The sequence below is a fragment of the Aurantibacter sp. genome (assembly GCF_039941195.1).
Taxonomy (GTDB): domain Bacteria; phylum Bacteroidota; class Bacteroidia; order Flavobacteriales; family Flavobacteriaceae; genus Aurantibacter_A.
On record NZ_JBDVFA010000062.1, the window covers coordinates 1 to 17252 of the forward strand.

Sequence of the window (17252 nt, forward strand, 5' to 3'; positions counted from 1 at the left end):
AGAAGAAGAAGAAGAAGAAGTGGAAAATGAACTGGATGAATTGATTGGACATTGGCCACTTGATGAGCAAAATGGAATAAATGCTAATGATATTAGTAATAAAGGCTTGGTTGGAACGCTTAAAAATGGCTTGACCTTCGATACACATAAAACGGATGGTCATATTGGTAGTGCTGTGTATTTTGATGGATCAGATAAGCGTATTAGTCTACCCGATATTGATAATAACGTACAATCCGGTTTATCGGTTTCTGCATGGATAAACCCAAGTAATGCAGAAGGAGGATATCAAGGAATTGTTGGTAGTTCTACATCTGGTGGATTTATGATGTTCATTAAACAAAACAAACTGGCCTTTAAGGTAACTACAAATGAGAATGGTAAGAAGCTTGTTAGTGCTGGAAATATTCAAAACAATAACTGGCAAATGATTACTTGTACCTATGATGGCAGTACTATGGAATATTATATAAATGGCGAAAATGTTCATAGTGAATCCTTACCTGGTACTTTAAGAGATAAGGATGAGGCTTGGTTGGGATGGTCCGGATGGGGAGAAGAATATTTTGAAGGTGATATGGATGATGTACGGTTATTTAACAAAGCACTTACAGCAGAACAAATATTTTCAATGTATGAAGATGGAACTATAGACAGCGTATCCGACAATGTAAATACTGAACAAGAACCCATAACCATTGCTACTGCTGAAGCATATGCTTATCCGAATCCAACAGTTGGAAGATTTAAAATATCTGGATTATCTCCTGGTATTAAGTCTATTACGGTATTTGATTTCGCCAGCGATGTACTTATTTCTTTAGAAAGTGATGAAACTGAGCCAGAATTAGATCTTTCTGCTTACCCTGATGGTATTTATATTATTCGAGTACTGCAAAACGGATTAGAGCATGCGTTTAAGGTAATAAAGGAATAGATTCGATTTAATAAAATATAAAAAAGAACTTCGTTATTTTTAACGAGGTTCTTTTCTATTTAATTTGTTTTTTTGAAGACTAAACGAAATATTTTTTGATTTCACTTCCCTCCTATTAGCGCTGTGATATTTTATCTTCGGCTAACTTTTTTTTGAGCAATTCAACGTCTAAAGATTCCAGTAAGGTTAATAAATTAGGAAACCTTTTTTGATGGTAGCCAAAATGCTCATCTGTAAATTCTGCAATAGCTTGCTCTTTGCTCCAGTTTTCAAATACCATTCTCGATGCAGCAACAATAGCTCCTGTTCTGTCAGATCCATGCCAGCAATGTATTAGAAGTGGCTTTTCAGCTTGTTGTATACTTTGTAGCGCATTAAAAATGTCATCAAAGTTTAATTTGGAAGCTTTTAATGGAATACGTTCTAATTCCAGAGTAAGACCTTTTAGCTTTTTTTTATCTGTTTTTTGTCGTCTCAGATTTAAAATGGATTTTATTCCCATTGCCTCCAATTCTTTCATTCCTTTTTTATTCGGTTGTTCTGAGCGGTATAAACTATCATTCAACCTATAAAAGTTATGAAAATTGTCAGATGCTATTTTGTCGAAATGAGATTCTTGAAAATCATCAGAAGGCAGGGAAAATGCCGCTAACAAGAATGAAAACATCGGTAAACTATAAAATTTTAGTGGTTGCATTTATAATAATTCTCTAATTTTTATATTACGGAACCAAGATTCAAAATACCAATTTTGCAATGCAATTTTGCCTTGGCTAGCTTTACCGAAACCAGGGGCATCTTTAAATTTTGAATTGGCAATTTTATTTTTCCACTCATCAGAGTTTAGTTCTTCTTCGGCCGTAAGTATACCATTGAGATAAAACTGAATTTTTCCATTTTGTTGTATAATACGCGTCGTATTCCATTGCCCAACTGGCTTGGCTTCAACCGTATTTAATTGTGGTGATAATCCCCATACTGTGCCAGGTCTTTTTAATGGAGTTTTGGTATCCATATGTTCTGGTTCTAGCAACTGGTATTCAATACCGGTGTTGTACGTAGCTTTATATTCTGGGGATTCTTGTACATTGATAAATACCCCACCGTTGCCTCTGAGTGCCATTTGCCAATCGAATTGTAGCTCATAGTTTTCATAAGCTTTATCGGTAACTATATCTCCAAATATTTTACTTTCATCTGTAGCATTACAAAATATCATTCCGTCTCTTACTTCCCATGCAGAGAATTGGGTGGAATCTGGTTTATTAAATAGATGCCAACCATCTAAAGTTCTACCATCAAAAAGTAAGCTCCATCCCTGCTCTTTTTCAATATCCAATAATTGATTGTGCACTTTATTTTTAATCGCTAGTTCTTTGGAACGTGTAATTTTAAAGTCCTCTTTTTTCTCTGTCTTACAGGAGGTTGTTACTAAAATTAAAACTACTGAAACATAAAGGAAAGTTCTTATCATTGGTATAATTTATTGTAGTTTATGGAGAAAAGCCTACAAATTAAATAAAGAACTAAAGTAATGAATTCAATTAAATGATATATCTTTTCTTCTTAAGTTTCCAGTGCATAAATACCTACGCTTTTAAAAGTTATGGGACTCTCTTTATTCTATAATTTTTATATCAATTGATGTTCTACTTTGCCAACCGGTTTCATCAGTTACTGAATATGAACAATGATAATCACCAATTTCAACATCTGAAGGAATTGTTATGGGCACATTAATTTCATAGCTAACTAAACCGCCTTCTATGGTATAGTTTTCTACAAAAATTAAAGGGTTTGTGGCTTGTTTTACATCATCTAACGAACATTCTGTTACCTGATCATCATGCGTATGATGGTCAAAATTATGATGAATATCTATACTATATGCAGCTAAAGCACTATTATCAGTAACCATAGCTTTAAAATTATAGGTTTCGCCACGTGTTAGCAAAGCACAACCTTGAGGAAAACCTCCAGTATAATTAACGGTTATGGTTGGTTTCTCTTCATCTATTTCAACACCATCATCATCAGAGCATGCCCCCATTAACAACATAAGCGAAACAAAATATAAATATTTTAAGCTAATCTTCATTTTATAAGATTTAAAACCGCATAGTATTAGGTTAACACTATGCGGTATTAATTATTTAATTATGCAGTAACATCAATATGAGCTTCATACTCTTTGGTGTTACCATCTTCATCTTCTACAGTGAAAATGATATGATATTCTCCTGCAGGTGCAGTGGCAGGCACATCAATATGCTCATGAAATTCTGCCTCAGTTTCTTCATGATATCCATCTAAATACTCTGCCTCATAATCCCACTCTACTTCTCCATCACCAGGTGTAACACCATCCGCATGAGCATCAACAGTAATATTATGTATACCGTGCGCCGCATCAATCATAAACTCAACGTGGAAATCTTCTCCTCTAGCGACTGTTTCATCCATTTCAAAACCACTAATAGTAATGGTATCCATAATTTCAACATGCCCTTCTACTTCTGTGCTATTCCCTAATTCATCAGTTACCAAAAATTCAACATGATATTCTCCTACAGGAATATTTGCTGGAATATCTATATGTTCATGAAAAGTAGGATTAATAACTAGGTAGTCAGCATCTGTATATACTTGTTCAAATTCCCAATCTACTTCATCCCCTGAAGCTGTTACTTCATCTGAATGAATAGAAACAGTAATGCTACTTACAGTAGCTTCGGCAGTAATTTCTGCTTCTATATGAATGTCTGAACCTCTATAAGCAAATGCTTCTTCTTCATGGTCATGATCTTCATCTCCTTCTTCGTCATGATGACCTTCGCCATACTCAAAATCGGAAATTACTGGAGCACTCAAGTCAACCGTTGTATCATCATCACTACATGATTGAAAAAAGAGTCCGATCGAAGCGGCGATTGCTAAAAATTTAAAATTTGATTTCATACTAATTGTTTTCATAGTGTTTAATTTTAATTACTGATTATTTAAAAAGGTATTGTTACAGATAATGAGATATTTCTGCCAGGTTCTGGTACATCTATTAGTCTGTAAAAGCTTGTATGATTAAAATATTTGGAATCGAATACATTATTTAGTTTTACACGCATTTCTAGTGGCTGTTTATTTTTAAACGCGTTAATTGCTGCTAAAAAAGACATATTTAATACTTGATAACCCTCTGTTTTTTCTTCGGGAGGAACAATTTCTTCTTGTGCCGCGGTTATTCTAAAATCTGCTATTAACTGAGGTTTTTGAAAAAATAAAAGTTTCTTAAATTGATATTTGGCCGATACTAAGCCGGATAAAGGCGGAGAAAATGGTAATGTAAAACCTTTTTTTGCACCACTATTTTGCCTGGAATACACATATTCTAATGATGCATCTATTTGTAAGTTTTTAACAATGGTAGTACTTGCATTAAATTCTCCTCCTATTCTAAATACTTCAGCTTGTGTATACTCATAGATTTGTATGGTTTCGTAATAGCTTGAAGTTGGATTGAGGTAAATATAGTTTTGAAATATATTTACAAACGGACTAACACCTACACGAAAATTATTTGCGGTATGATCTACTGCTAGATCTAACTGATATGATATTTCTGGATCTAAATCTAGATTCCCTTTTTCATAACGGTACATGTGATAGTTAACACCATCAGATGCTAATTCATTAGCTAACGGCATTCTAAAACTTCTACCAACATTTATTTTGTAACTGGTTTTATTTTGAATATAACTCAACCCTAGAGAAGCGCTGAGGCTGCCAAAATCAAGAGTCTTATTTTTAGACCTTTGGAGTTGTATATAGGATGTAGATCCATCATCATTGTTTATTGTGGAAGGATACCAATCATAATAAGCCTTGGTATCTACCCTACCAACATCATAACGTAAACCGGCCAAAACATGAAAATTAGAATTCACCTCAAACTGGTCATACCCAAAAACACCAGCAGTAAAACGGTTGTATTCTGGAATTAAAAAGCCCCATCCACCGATATTATTATTTTGGTATTCAGTATTTAAACCTACTACCACATCATGTTGTTTATTCGGTTTAAAATCGTCACGAAAATTTAAGGAATAGGTGTTTTTAATAAATAATCTTTCTTTGGTATCGGGTGGTGTTGGCATATATCCGTGAGGAACTGGTTCTGAATGCTCTTCTCTATTATTGTTTTGGTAGCCAAGATCAATATGTAAGTTATGATCTCCAGCACTTATAGCTGTATTGTTAGTTATTTTAAAGTGATTAACCTTATGAAACGGAAGATCAACATCTCTATTAGAACTGTCATAATCTATACTAGAAGTGCGTACTTCCAAACCATGTGCGTTCGCAAAGAATCCATTTTTAGCATTTACATTACTAAATACGGTTTCAGATTTTATTCCTTCTGCAACATAACCGATACCCAAACTTGCATCGGCCTCGTTACCAGCAGTATTTCTTAAATTATGATCATCTAGTTCAAAAACATAGTTTTCATAATTTATTCTATCTGCTGGTACTTTATAGTCTCCATAGTCTCTATAAGTTAATCTACCACGATAAAACCATTTATCTTTTCTAGACGAAATACCAGCTGAAACTCCCAATAAGTCATTGTTGCTTTCTCCTAGAATATTAACTTCCCCACCAAACGTATTGGGTAAAGGAATTTGATTTGATTGTATGTCTACAACACCAGCAATAGCATCGGACCCATATAATAAGGAAGCCGGACCTTTTATAATTTGTATATTTTCTATTCCATGTTGATCTATTTCTAAGCCATGATCATTACCCCATTGTTGGGCCTCATGTTTAATACCGTTTTGAACAACAGCCACTCTATTAAATCCTAGGCCTCTAATAACAGGCTTAGACTGACCAGAACCAATATTGATGGTACTAACACCGGCAATTTTACTTAAGGTCTGCATTAAGCTATTTTCTCTATTGTTATTCAGAAATTCTTCTGAAACCGTTTGGGAAACTATAGGGACTTCCTTGAGTTCCCGTTTTTTTGATTTCCCACTAACTTTTACTTCTTCAAGCTCAGTAGTAGATTCTTGCAAGTAAATTTTAAGCTCTTCCATTTTTGGTCCAACAGTAACACTAATGGTTTTAGGTTCGCAACCAATGTGAGAAATTGTAAACGTATATGAGCCTTCGGCCACATTATTTATGGCAAACTCACCTGTTGCTCTTGAGACTGCATAAAGATTCTTCCCAACGATATTTGCACCTTGTGCAGGTGTTAAATTGCTGGCGTGTAACACAATACCCTGTATTTGATAAGTATCTTGTGCGAATGTTATCGAGCACAGACTAAAAAATAGTCCTATGTTCAGAATTTTATGAAACATATTTGGATTTACTGTAAGAATTGAACTGTTATTCTTTAATAAGAATTAAGACAAAACCTATACATTTATTGATGTAGAGAATAAATTGAAATGCTATCTCCTTAAATTTTAAAGGAGTTTATTTCTAATAGTATTTGTAAAGAATAAAATGTATAGAAAACTTAAATTGAAAAAGGGGGAGGTCTAGAAAAGAGTGCTCTTGCTAATATTGTATTAGAAACTATATAACTATAATTAGTAGTTATAGTGCTATCAATAAAAAAATGACTGTTTTCAATTTCAAACTCATTTAAATCGGAAGAAATTGTAGGTGTTAAACTGTTTGCAATAGCATGGTCACAAATAGTACATGATTCTTTCTCATTCTCGTCATCTGAATGTGAAATTACATGAAGTCCTGTCATTTTCGTTGTTAGAAAAAGAACAAGCAAAAAATAAGTAATATTTTTTTTTATAGGACTAAGCTTCATTAAAATGAAAAATATTGCGCGAATATATTACCTTTTTTGATATAACGCAACTGAGTTGCAATAGTTGTTTAAATCAAATCATTTTAGATATATATAAGTAAGAATATACTTGTAAAATCAGCCTTATTTTAACTTATTAAGATATATGCCAGAGTATTTATCTGTTTCATATTGATTTATAATTTAAGACTGAATTGAATTGCTTTTTTTAATATAGAAGGTTCACTTCCTGGCCCTATGGTTAATAGTTTTGACCCTGTAATTGGAATTCCATTAAAAGGTCTTATAAACACCTCACCATCAGGTGTTCGTTCAAAATAAGTGTAATTTTCTTGGTCGCCAATTTTAGTACATCCTTTTGCTCTTAAAATGTTTTTTGGTAGTTGGTTGCAAATTTCATCAATACAATTAATATGTGGTAAAGAAGGTAAATCTACAGAGCAAGATGACCAATGTGCTTTTTGATGCTCCATTTTTTGAGCCGAATTCGTTATGGGTAAAAGTTCGGGAAGTAACAAAATGTCTAAATCATCCATGGTTACAATTTTAGCCTTTGGGTTTAGTGTTTGCAATTCCTTAATTACCATTGCCTGTCTACTCTTTGATGTGTTTTCTACATGTGTTAATACGAGAAGCGAAGAAACCTGAACTTGATTGGCTTCTAATTCATTGTGTTCTCCCCTTTTCTGCCAATTTTTAACATCAACAACAGAGATTTGAATTGGAGGTAAATACCTGTCGCTTAAGCCAACACTAAGAAATTCCATTAAAGAACAAGCGTCAGAAGTTCCATTTGCTTCAATTAATGTGATGCCGTTTTTTCGATCGGGTATTCTGTTTACAGTATTTCTAAGTTCCATAATCCCACTACAACATATACAACTACCACTAAGCGCCTTAATGGATTTTAAATCCAATTTTTTAGTTAGTTGTTGTGCATCCATTTGGGCATTCTCATAATCATTGAGAATAATAAAGGGATCCCAACCTTTGTCAATATAGCTATTGATCAGAAATTTTAATAAGGTAGTTTTTCCGGCACCTAAAAAACCAACTACGGTAATAATAGCTTCCATTATATTAGTGGTTTTCTTACGAATTTATACTTCAATTAGGTTTGGTAGAATCTTTTTTTAATAATAACTACTAGGATTGTACTACCATATTAAATAACAGTGCTTAGTCCTATTTTTCTGTAGAAAAAAATCAAATGTCTATGATTATATGAAACGACCTCTTTTAATTAAAATGGAATTTTTCTTTGCAAATTAAATTTGAATAAATGGGATAAAATCTATTTACGTGGTGGTTGTAAATTTGCCCTTTAATACAAATGGATTGGAAATGTAAAGGGCTTAACTCATTACTTAGCTCGTTAATTTTAAAATTTATATAATACGAAAATACTAAATTCTGAAATTGGTTATTGCCCCAAAATTTTGTGTGCCTTTTTTGTTCTTCAATTTTTCTATATAGCTTTTCTAAGCCCGTTATGTTTTTAAAAAATTGACACTCCAATGCATCTAAAATAATTTCATTTTCACTAGAGAGTATAAAAAATATGTTTCCAATATTTTTTGCTTTTATTAATTTTTTAAGGCTCTCTAATGTTCTTATATCCTTTGAAAATGTATTTCCCAATGAGGTGTAAAAATAATTATTGTACCCATAGTTTGAGTTAACTATGGGTTCTAAATTATCTGTAGGACATAAAAGAAATAGGTTATTTTGCATTAAAAAAACGTAACTAATGATGATATAAAAACTATAAGTTTTTGAATGCCTCTGTTTCCATAATAGATACCGATTTAAAATTGTTTGGCTCATCGGTGTCTATAACATCAAAATTTCTAACATCTACATAATCATTAAATTCTTCGCTAGTATTTATGATTACGCCACCAAGTAGAAAAATTCTTTTACATGAGAATTCACTTAAACTCATTTTTACCAGCTGTTTTATTTGTTTATCTATGGCAACATAAGTATAGTCAGTTATGGCTTTTTTTGGATTGTCAGCATGAATAATATCATGTTTAAAAGGCATTAATGATTGTTCTAATTGAACTTGTTGATGATCGTAGTATACGTTTTGAGGTACATAAATTGGTTCTTCATCTTTTTTGTTAAACCGTTCTAAAGCAAGCATTAATGCGCCGCAACTATTTGTAAGACGCGATTGACCTATTCTACGCATACGACCTAGTTCTCCATCATCAGTAATACCAATATGAGGACCGTAAAAAATAAATGCATCTCCATCATCTGGAATGTGGTGAGAAAAAGCCACCATACCTGTAAATCCAGAAAAAGGTAATCCGCCTAAACCACCCATAGTAAAAGGTCGGCTCAATACTTTACGAAAATCTGTTGAAACATTAACATCATCAGAACAAACCGATGTAGCGAATAACATTTTTTTTAGATCAGATTTATACTCTGTTTCCAAAAGAGATAAATAACTATCGGTTATTTCGGCTCCAGTTTTTGCAGTGGCGTAATGTTTGTTTACGGTTTCTTTGATTTCCATAACTGTATCGTTTAGTTGATTTTATAATTTGTTGCCTTTCTGTAATGCATTGAAAAATTCTGATCTTATTTTAGGTTTATTGAATTCGCCATCATATTCAATAGTAGTTGTAAAACTATCTTTATCTTTTATACCCCGCGAAGACACACAAAGGTGTTTGGCTGTAATCATAACAATCACATCTCTCGTATTTAAAATTTCTTGGAGGTCTTTTAAAATTTGCAAGGACAAACGTTCTTGCACCTGTGGGCGATGCGAGTAATAATCTACCAAACGATTAATTTTAGATAAACCAATAACTTTATCTTTTGGTATGTATGCAATATGCGCATGCCCGGTAATGGGTAAGAAATGATGCTCGCAAGATGAATCTATTGTAATGTTTTGTTCAATAAGCATTTTCTTATATTCATACTTATTCTCAAAAACTGAAAGCTTAGGTTTGTTTTTTGGATTTAAGCCATAAAACAATTCTTTTACATACATTTTAGCAAAACGGTATGGAGTGCCAGATAAACTATCATCGGTTAAATCTAAACCCAACTCTTCCATTATTTTTGAAAAATGATGCTGAATATTTTCTATTTTCTCATTATCACTTTTATCAAAAGCATTAGGTCTCAAAGGAGTTTCTATGCTTGAGGAAAAATGATTATCCCCTACTATTTCCAATTGATTTTTATCCTTCATTAGCACAACATTTATCAGTGTTACATTTACAGTATTTTCTATTGTATAAGTGAAATATCACCAAAGCAATAGCAGGCGCATAAATTACAGCTTCAGGTAAATGAAATAATTCTAGTTTTTCATTTAGTATTATTGCTGCTAATACAGACCAACTTAGCCAGAGTGAAGGTTTAATCCATTTGAGAATTGTTGTTTTAGTAGACCATAAAATGGCGAAAAATGAAATAGCTAAAAATAAATAATCCATAAATTTCCACCAGATAGGCGGACCATCACAGCAGGTGACAGAACCTGCTTGAGCTATAAAAAGAAAAGGAGTGGCAATACAATGGACTAAACACAACGAACTTGCAAAGCTTCCTAAAATATCGGATTTTTGTTTTATTAATATCATTATTAGTATTGTTAATACAACTGAGTTGCAAATGTAATTATAATATTTGTTAATGCAACCCAGTTGCGTTATCTTTGTTTTATGGGTGTGATTAGAAAAACTAAGGCCGTAGAAGTATTACTTAATGAGTTTAGTAATAGTACAGTTGCTATTTCTGCAAAAAAATTAATTGAACAGTTAGGTACTTCGTTTAATAAAACAACTATTTATCGCGTACTTGATAAATTGGAAGACGATGGTGTTTTGCATTCCTTTCTTGGAAAAGAAGGTCATAAATGGTATGCAAAATGCAATGGGTGTACGGCTGTTGAGCACCAAGACTTACATCCACATTTTCAATGCCTTAGTTGTGGAAGAGTAGATTGTTTAAGTGTTAGTGTGGCACTACCAAAAATACCGAATAGAAAAATAGAATTTTCTCAGTTGTTAATTCAAGGTAAATGTGAAGAGTGTTTAGTTCATTAATTCTATTTAAAAGTTTTAATAGAATTTATTTTTTAGCAACAAAGACCACTGCTATGGTAATACTAATGTCTGAATTCTAAAAAGTTACCTATATTCCCATATTAATCGACTACCCAACTTTATGAAAACCAGTTTCTTTTTTTTATTAGTAAGTTTAATTACTGTAAAGCTCAATGCTCAAGAGGGTTACTATTTCTCATCTGTACAAGGACAAACCAGTAAAACGGACTCTATTATTGTAGCTTCCAAATATCCCAATGCTATTAAGGTTAAAATTTTTGGAGAGCATACTGAAAATTTTAAACACCTTTCAACCACAATTGGAATCGGAGAAAATTCTGAAAATTCGGTGGTAAAATTTATTTTCGAGCCAAGCAAGAAAGCTAATGGGATTTCTAGAGCTACATTGAAAATTAACGGAAAGGGCATAAAATCTTTTGAAATCGGACTCCGAGGAATGGCTATACCAGCCTTAGAAGGAAAAAATGAAGCTGCATTGGCAAGTGTTCTAGATTTGTTAGATATTGGGACCGATATTGGATGGACTAGCTTACCCCACCATACTAAGGCTGAATTGCAAGGAGAAGAAATTGAAGCTTCTCTTTTTAAAAAAGCATCAGCTGGTGATGTCACTATTACCCCGATTGCACGTTACTCACCTCCTTCTATTATTCCTTTTGGTTATTATTTACCTGCTGCTGAAGGACCAGAATTGAAACAAGTAGGAATATTGGCAGATAGTGAAGACTTTCATGAACACCAAGCTTTGTATCCTGAATTGGAATCAGGGAAAACTGCTTTTGACCCTAAAGAAGAAACTTTTGGCTTTTACGTGGTAAGTCACACGCATAATAGTTTTACGGAAGATATCTGGAATATGATTAATTTTCCCAATCGTGCTGCACACGCAACGAGGATTTATCCTGTAAAAAATAAAGAGGGAATACTTATTAAAAACTCGTATTTGGTTTGTTATGAGGAGGCTGCTAATGGTGATTATCAAGATTATGTATTCCTAATAGAAAATGTAACTCCGGTTGAATCGAATTCACTTTTTGCGACTATGTTACAACCAAACGATTTTAAGGGATGGGATAAATTTTTAGAGTCAAAAGGCTTGAATAATGATCCAGAACATATTTTTAGTGTATCAGATGGACTTTTAAAAGTAGTAGGAAAAGAAATGGGGTATATTATTACCGATAAAGTATATAAAAACTACCATTTAAAATTACAATTTAAATGGGGCGAAAAAAGATGGCCTCCACGCTTGGATATGAAACGAGATAGCGGAATTTGTTATCATATACCAGAAAATGAAGTAAATAAAATTTGGCCGCATTCGATTGAATGTCAAATTCAAGAAAGTGATACGGGAGATTTTTGGTTGATAGGTCATAGTACTATTGAAGTAGATGGGAAACAAAATGAACCAATGGCTTATTCGAGTATGGTAAAATCTAAAGACAATGAAAAGCCAAAAGGCGAATGGAATACGGTTGAAGTACTATCATTTAATGGCATTTGTGTACATATAGTAAATGGTGAAGTAGTAAATTATGGAACCAATGCTAGTCTTAAAAAAGGCAAAATTTTACTACAGTCTGAATTTGCTGAGATCTATTACAAAGATGTATCCATAAGAGAATTCAATTAAATTGAATTAAAAACTATAAGAAAAAGCAGCTCCAATGGAGCTGCTTTTTTCATTTTACTTATGCTTCTAAATACCCAAATTTTCCTGTTTTGAAATCTTGAAAAGCTTCCATTAATTCTTCTCGAGTGTTCATTACAAAAGGTCCTTGGGCCGCAATAGGTTCGTTTAAAGGTTCCCCACTTAGAACTAAAATAGTAGCATCCGATTTCGCTTCAATCGAGAATGATTCACCATCATTACTAAACATTACAAAATGATCTTGAAGGACATCTGTACTTTCATTAATTCTTGCATCTCCCTCCACAATTACCAAGGCTGTTGTATAATGCAGTGGAAATGACATTTGTGTTTTACCTCCTTTATTTAACCTTACATTAAACATATTAATTGGTGAAAAAGTAGATGCAGGCCCTTTTTTGTCCTCATATTCCCCGGCTATAACTTCAATTTCTCCAGCACTATCAGGTAAAGTTATTTTGAGAATTTCTGAGTTCGGAATTGCCTGATATTTGGGAGGACTCATTTTATACCTCGCTGGCAAATTTACCCACAATTGTACCATTTGAAATTCACCTCCTTTTTTACTCCATTCTGTTTCATGAAATTCTTTATGTAATACACCTGATGCAGCCGTCATCCATTGTACATCGCCCTCTCCAATTATTCCGCCTCCTCCTGCACTATCACCATGTTCAACCCTGCCTTTATATGCAATAGTCACAGTTTCAAACCCGCGATGTGGATGTACACCAACACCTTTTGGGATATCGGTAGGTGGGAAATTAAACTTTGAATTATAATCCATCATAATAAATGGATCCATACGCTTCATGGTCGATGTGCCCGGTATAAAATTATGTACTCTAAAACCATCTCCTACAAAATGTGGTCTTCCTGGTTGTACTACCTTTTCTATGCTTCTTGTTTTCATGATATTGTAATTTAAAAATCACTTAATACACTATTTCAATTATTTTAATACTGTAAAATTACCATTGAATTAAAAGTTGTGCATTGACCTATGATAAGAAGTGAATTGTTGTCTTATGCCTTAAAGTTTTCCTTTGCAAGCGTTTTACGAACACGACTTAAACTTTCAGGAGTTATTCCTAAATATGATGCAATCATCCATTGTGGTACGCGTAACATAATATCTGGATACGTATTCACAAAGTCTAAATAACGGACTTTTGCCGATGCTCCTAATAATAAACTGATTCGTTTATATAAATGTCGAATATGATTGTGAAGTAAAATCTCGTTTTGTTTTCTAAAATTAGGATTGACTTTTGCTACTTCATTCACAAAGTTCTCATCCAACATAACTGTTAAGGTATCTTCAATAGCATCAATATTGTAAGTTGATGGTTCTTGATAGAATACACTTCCTCGGTCACTAACAATCCAGTTTTCCGTAGCAAATTGTAAAATGTTTTCTTTGCCTTCTGAGTTAAGAGCATAAAACCGTAGTACTCCATACTCTACGAAGAAAAAATGTGAGCAAACTGCTCCTTGAGATAACAAAAACTGATTTTGAGAAACATTTTTCGTCTGAATAAAGGACCTAATCTGATTAAAATCATCTTCAGATAATCCACCTTTCTCTATAAGATATTTTTTAAAATTGGGTAGCTTCATCTTTATAAAGATACACAGAATCTAAATCAGTAAAATATTTATGAAGATTTTCTAATATGCTGTTTTATCAACTTTTTTAGTCCATTCTTGAAATGGCTTTATTGCTATTTCAGGTAGTAATTGCTCAAAAGGAATACTTCTTTTCTCATAGGGTAACGGAATCTCTTTATAAATAAATGCATCATCAAAGCCAATATTGGCAGCATCAGCTTGGCTACTGCCATAATATACTTTATCTGGTCGGGCCCAATAAATAGCACCTAAACACATCGGGCAAGGTTCGCAAGAGGTATAAATTTCACAACCATCTAATTGAAATGAATTTAGATTTTTACAGGCGTCTCTAATTGCAGTAACTTCTGCATGGGCCGTTGGGTCATTTGTTGAAGTAACTTTGTTATTACCCTTTCCAACTATTTTTCCATCTTTAACAACTACACATCCAAATGGCCCTCCTTCATTGTTTTGCATTCCCTTTAATGCTGCGTTAACAGCTTCTTGCATAAACCTTTCTCGATTCATTTTAATCTAATTTTAACCTTCTACAAATTTACAAAGTATAACTTTGAACTATAGAAAATTAAAAGGATTTACTATTCTACTAATTTTCTGAAATTTTATAGGATTATTTACCCTGGGAGTATATTGATTAAGTGAAAAATTTCACTACTTAATTGTTTAAATTTTAAATGAGTATGATTTTAGTTCAGCGCTTTTTAATGGCATTTTATATTATAACACAAGTTAATTGCCAAGAGATGGGTAAACTGAATGTGATTGCAGACATGCCGAGTAGTCTGAAAGAAAGCTCAGGTATGGCTACTTATAACCAAAAAGCTGTATGGGTTGTTGAAGATAGCGGGAATCATGACAAAATATATAAGGTAGATTTATCAGGAGATATTAAAGAAGAATTAGAAGTTAAAAATGGGAAAAACCATGATTGGGAAGATTTAACCACTGATACAAATGGTAATCTTTACATTGGTGATTTTGGAAATAACACGAATAAGCGTAAAAATTTGGTTATTTACAAATTACCTAATCCTGAAAAAGAAAACGGTGATAAAATAACTGCAGAAAAAATAGAATTTAATTATCCTAATCAAAATAAATTTCCTCCCAAAAAGTCAAAATTATATTTCGATGCGGAGGCGTTTTTTCACTGGAATGGTTTTCTTTATGTCATTACTAAAAATAGAAGTAGGCCTTATGATGGTAAAACTATGCTCTATCGTTTGCCAGATAAAAAAGGTGAATACGAGGCAACGTTTATTGCAGAATGGACTACCTGTTTGGAACAAGATAGCTGTTCGATTACTTCCGCAGATATTTCATCAGACGGTAAAACTATTGCATTACTAAGTAATGGATTAATATGGCTTATTACTGATTTTAATTTTGAGAATATTTTAGAGGGAAATATTCAGCAAATAGATTTGGCTGTACGTTCACAATTGGAGTCGATTTGCTTTTTAGATGATACTACTTTATTGCTTTCTGATGAACGTTCGAATCATGAAGGAGGGAATTTGTATCAGTATACTATACAGTAGAAATAAATAAGTATTCCTCTTTTTTCTATTCGTATGCCGTAAAGGTAATGACTAGATTGTCTGAGTGATTATTTACGTTTACTGTAAATCCGTCTGTTGTAAAGGCTGTAAGAATTGCCGTGGTTAGACCAACTTGGTCTCCATTCTGATTCCCATAACGAACCCCTATACATTCCCCGTCATCTGCATATCTTGAAATATCATTAATAGAATTACCATTACCACCAACATAAATCACTTGTTGATTAATAGTTCCATTATCATTTCTAGCATACCCATTCATAGTGCCAAAAGAATTTTGTAAAGTATTATTATTGTTTCCAACAGCATTGTCTGAATTAATTGATGTTGTTTCAATATTAGGATGTCCTGCAAATACAATGGCTTTGGGTTCAAAAGGAAGACCCGTAATCGTTTGTGAACCTGTACCGTTAATAATGAAATGACCTGGGTAAGAGGTTTGTCCAGATTTGAACTGCGACCAAGTAGTTCCATCAAAAAAGAACATTTTATTGAGCGTGGTATTAAAAACGAACGAACCTACTAAAGGACTAGTTATATTGTTCATCTCGGTTGTAGTTACTTCATGAATTTTAACTAAGTCATTAGCTTGTGGAGCTTGAGCTTTTAATGAGTATAACGTCGATATCATGAATACTATATGGAAAATTGCTCTCATTTAAATATTGTTTAATTCAATTTAATTAATATGTCCCTAGGACATGAAATATTCCAAATACTTATATTTTAATTATTTAAAGGCTGTAAACATTACTACTAAATTATCTGTATGGTTATTTACATTAATGGTAAACCCGTCTGAGGTAAATCCTGTTAGGATTGCAGTGGTTAGGCCTAGATTATCTCCATTGAAATTTGCATAGCGAACACCAATGCATTCTCCTGTATTGGCATATCTTGAAATATCATTAATTGATGATGCATTACCACCAACAAAGGTAACCTGCTGATTAATTGTTCCTCCATCATTACGTGAATACCCGCTCATTGTTCCAAAAGTATTTACGGTGGTATTACTATTGTTCCCCACTCCGTTATCTGAATTTATAGTTGTAGTTTGAATATTGGGGTGTCCAGAAAATATAATATAACTAGGCGCAAAAGGTAGGCCTGATATGGTTTGAGTACCACTACTATTAATAATAAAATGACCTGGATAAGCCTCGGATTCTATAGTAGTCATTTCGGTCCATTCAGTGCCATTAAATACAAACATTTTATTCAAATTGGTGTTGAAGGAAAATGAACCTTGTAAGGGATTTGAAATAGAATTCATTTCTGTTGTTGTCACCTCATGTATCTTTACTAATAAATTAGCTTCTGGAACTTGAGCTTGCAACGTATTATTGAAACCCACTACTACAATTAGAATAAAAAGAATTAGCCTCATGAATACAAATCATTTAAGTCAAAATAATTTAGATTGACATGTATGTATCAAATATCGGTTATAACTACGGTAAATTAAAATTTTACTATGAAGGGAAATACCTATGCTTTGTACGAAAAATAAGAACATAGGTGG

The 17252-nt window shown here is 33.0% G+C and carries 19 protein-coding genes; 4 read left to right on the top strand and 15 right to left on the bottom strand.

The annotated features are described in order from the left end of the window. On the top strand, positions 1-937 hold a 937-nt coding region (locus ABJF52_RS10540; RefSeq protein ID WP_348149806.1), incomplete at its 5' end, for a LamG-like jellyroll fold domain-containing protein. A 115-nt stretch (positions 938-1052) separates the two neighbouring features. Here the strand turns inward: ABJF52_RS10540 and ABJF52_RS10545 are convergent. From ABJF52_RS10545 to ABJF52_RS10590, 10 genes are all read right to left on the bottom strand, one after another. Continuing rightward, positions 1053-1634, bottom strand: coding sequence for a dual specificity protein phosphatase family protein (locus ABJF52_RS10545; protein ID WP_348149808.1), 582 nt, complete (start codon positions 1632-1634; stop codon positions 1053-1055). Continuing rightward, positions 1635-2411, bottom strand: coding sequence for a DUF1080 domain-containing protein (locus ABJF52_RS10550; protein WP_348149810.1), 777 nt, complete (start codon positions 2409-2411; stop codon positions 1635-1637). A 144-nt stretch (positions 2412-2555) separates the two neighbouring features. After that, positions 2556-3035: a DUF4625 domain-containing protein gene (locus ABJF52_RS10555; protein WP_348149812.1), complete on the bottom strand. Its 480-nt coding sequence runs from the start codon at positions 3033-3035 to the stop codon at positions 2556-2558. 59 nt (positions 3036-3094) lie between these two features. After that, positions 3095-3910, bottom strand: coding sequence for a DUF4625 domain-containing protein (locus ABJF52_RS10560; protein WP_348149814.1), 816 nt, complete (start codon positions 3908-3910; stop codon positions 3095-3097). Between the two features lie 26 nt (positions 3911-3936). Continuing rightward, complete coding sequence (locus ABJF52_RS10565; RefSeq protein WP_348149816.1) at positions 3937-6306, bottom strand: TonB-dependent receptor; 2370 nt, start codon at positions 6304-6306, stop codon at positions 3937-3939. 161 nt (positions 6307-6467) lie between these two features. Continuing rightward, on the bottom strand, positions 6468-6710 hold the full coding sequence (locus ABJF52_RS10570; protein ID WP_348149818.1) for a hypothetical protein: 243 nt from the start codon (positions 6708-6710) through the stop codon (positions 6468-6470). Between the two features lie 242 nt (positions 6711-6952). Next, on the bottom strand, positions 6953-7852 hold the full coding sequence (locus tag ABJF52_RS10575) for a GTP-binding protein (protein ID WP_348149820.1): 900 nt from the start codon (positions 7850-7852) through the stop codon (positions 6953-6955). Positions 7853-8541: 689 nt separating this feature from the next. After that, entirely contained in the window at positions 8542-9306 is a 765-nt protein-coding gene (locus ABJF52_RS10580) for a hypothetical protein (RefSeq protein ID WP_348149822.1), read from the bottom strand. 21 nt (positions 9307-9327) lie between these two features. Further along, on the bottom strand, positions 9328-9996 hold the full coding sequence (gene folE, locus ABJF52_RS10585) for a GTP cyclohydrolase I FolE (RefSeq protein ID WP_348149823.1): 669 nt from the start codon (positions 9994-9996) through the stop codon (positions 9328-9330). Further along, positions 9986-10390: a MerC domain-containing protein gene (locus ABJF52_RS10590; RefSeq protein WP_348149825.1), complete on the bottom strand. Its 405-nt coding sequence runs from the start codon at positions 10388-10390 to the stop codon at positions 9986-9988. The genes folE and ABJF52_RS10590 overlap by 11 nt, the downstream gene beginning before the upstream one ends. An 81-nt stretch (positions 10391-10471) precedes the next feature. Between ABJF52_RS10590 and ABJF52_RS10595 the strand changes: the two genes are divergently transcribed. Then, the gene (locus ABJF52_RS10595; RefSeq protein WP_348149827.1) at positions 10472-10855 is read left to right on the top strand and encodes a transcriptional repressor; all 384 of its coding nucleotides are present in this window, start codon (positions 10472-10474) and stop codon (positions 10853-10855) included. A gap of 121 nt (positions 10856-10976) precedes the next feature. Continuing rightward, the gene (locus ABJF52_RS10600) at positions 10977-12512 is read left to right on the top strand and encodes a DUF1080 domain-containing protein (protein WP_348149829.1); all 1536 of its coding nucleotides are present in this window, start codon (positions 10977-10979) and stop codon (positions 12510-12512) included. 58 nt (positions 12513-12570) lie between these two features. Here ABJF52_RS10600 and ABJF52_RS10605 read toward each other — a convergent pair whose 3' ends face one another. From ABJF52_RS10605 to ABJF52_RS10615, 3 genes are all read right to left on the bottom strand, one after another. Continuing rightward, entirely contained in the window at positions 12571-13443 is an 873-nt protein-coding gene (locus ABJF52_RS10605; RefSeq protein WP_348149831.1) for a pirin family protein, read from the bottom strand. 113 nt (positions 13444-13556) lie between these two features. Then, positions 13557-14150, bottom strand: coding sequence for a Crp/Fnr family transcriptional regulator (locus ABJF52_RS10610; protein WP_348149832.1), 594 nt, complete (start codon positions 14148-14150; stop codon positions 13557-13559). A gap of 51 nt (positions 14151-14201) precedes the next feature. Then, complete coding sequence (locus ABJF52_RS10615; protein WP_348149834.1) at positions 14202-14672, bottom strand: nucleoside deaminase; 471 nt, start codon at positions 14670-14672, stop codon at positions 14202-14204. Positions 14673-14839: 167 nt separating this feature from the next. Here ABJF52_RS10615 and ABJF52_RS10620 point away from each other — a divergent pair, with 167 nt between their 5' ends. Further along, on the top strand, positions 14840-15706 hold the full coding sequence (locus ABJF52_RS10620) for a hypothetical protein (RefSeq protein ID WP_348149835.1): 867 nt from the start codon (positions 14840-14842) through the stop codon (positions 15704-15706). Positions 15707-15731: 25 nt separating this feature from the next. Here ABJF52_RS10620 and ABJF52_RS10625 read toward each other — a convergent pair whose 3' ends face one another. Further along, positions 15732-16385, bottom strand: a complete 654-nt coding sequence (locus ABJF52_RS10625; protein ID WP_348149837.1) for a hypothetical protein — start codon at positions 16383-16385, stop codon at positions 15732-15734. A 72-nt stretch (positions 16386-16457) separates the two neighbouring features. Further along, complete coding sequence (locus ABJF52_RS10630) at positions 16458-17117, bottom strand: hypothetical protein (protein ID WP_348149839.1); 660 nt, start codon at positions 17115-17117, stop codon at positions 16458-16460. Positions 17118-17252: the final 135 nt, after the last annotated feature.

Bases quoted from the DNA above. Each gene is read 5' to 3' on its own strand.
- ABJF52_RS10545 (WP_348149808.1), bottom strand. From the start codon at position 1,634: ATGCAACCACTAAAATTTTATAGTTTACCGATGTTTTCATTCTTGTTA.
- ABJF52_RS10550 (WP_348149810.1), bottom strand. From the start codon at position 2,411: ATGATAAGAACTTTCCTTTATGTTTCAGTAGTTTTAATTTTAGTAACA.
- ABJF52_RS10555 (WP_348149812.1), bottom strand. From the start codon at position 3,035: ATGAAGATTAGCTTAAAATATTTATATTTTGTTTCGCTTATGTTGTTA.
- ABJF52_RS10560 (WP_348149814.1), bottom strand. From the start codon at position 3,910: ATGAAAACAATTAGTATGAAATCAAATTTTAAATTTTTAGCAATCGCC.
- ABJF52_RS10565 (WP_348149816.1), bottom strand. From the start codon at position 6,306: ATGTTTCATAAAATTCTGAACATAGGACTATTTTTTAGTCTGTGCTCG.
- ABJF52_RS10570 (WP_348149818.1), bottom strand. From the start codon at position 6,710: ATGACAGGACTTCATGTAATTTCACATTCAGATGACGAGAATGAGAAA.
- ABJF52_RS10575 (WP_348149820.1), bottom strand. From the start codon at position 7,852: ATGGAAGCTATTATTACCGTAGTTGGTTTTTTAGGTGCCGGAAAAACT.
- ABJF52_RS10580 (WP_348149822.1), bottom strand. From the start codon at position 9,306: ATGGAAATCAAAGAAACCGTAAACAAACATTACGCCACTGCAAAAACT.
- folE (WP_348149823.1), bottom strand. From the start codon at position 9,996: ATGAAGGATAAAAATCAATTGGAAATAGTAGGGGATAATCATTTTTCC.
- ABJF52_RS10590 (WP_348149825.1), bottom strand. From the start codon at position 10,390: ATGATATTAATAAAACAAAAATCCGATATTTTAGGAAGCTTTGCAAGT.
- ABJF52_RS10595 (WP_348149827.1), top strand. From the start codon at position 10,472: ATGGGTGTGATTAGAAAAACTAAGGCCGTAGAAGTATTACTTAATGAG.
- ABJF52_RS10600 (WP_348149829.1), top strand. From the start codon at position 10,977: ATGAAAACCAGTTTCTTTTTTTTATTAGTAAGTTTAATTACTGTAAAG.
- ABJF52_RS10605 (WP_348149831.1), bottom strand. From the start codon at position 13,443: ATGAAAACAAGAAGCATAGAAAAGGTAGTACAACCAGGAAGACCACAT.
- ABJF52_RS10610 (WP_348149832.1), bottom strand. From the start codon at position 14,150: ATGAAGCTACCCAATTTTAAAAAATATCTTATAGAGAAAGGTGGATTA.
- ABJF52_RS10615 (WP_348149834.1), bottom strand. From the start codon at position 14,672: ATGAATCGAGAAAGGTTTATGCAAGAAGCTGTTAACGCAGCATTAAAG.
- ABJF52_RS10620 (WP_348149835.1), top strand. From the start codon at position 14,840: ATGAGTATGATTTTAGTTCAGCGCTTTTTAATGGCATTTTATATTATA.
- ABJF52_RS10625 (WP_348149837.1), bottom strand. From the start codon at position 16,385: ATGAGAGCAATTTTCCATATAGTATTCATGATATCGACGTTATACTCA.
- ABJF52_RS10630 (WP_348149839.1), bottom strand. From the start codon at position 17,117: ATGAGGCTAATTCTTTTTATTCTAATTGTAGTAGTGGGTTTCAATAAT.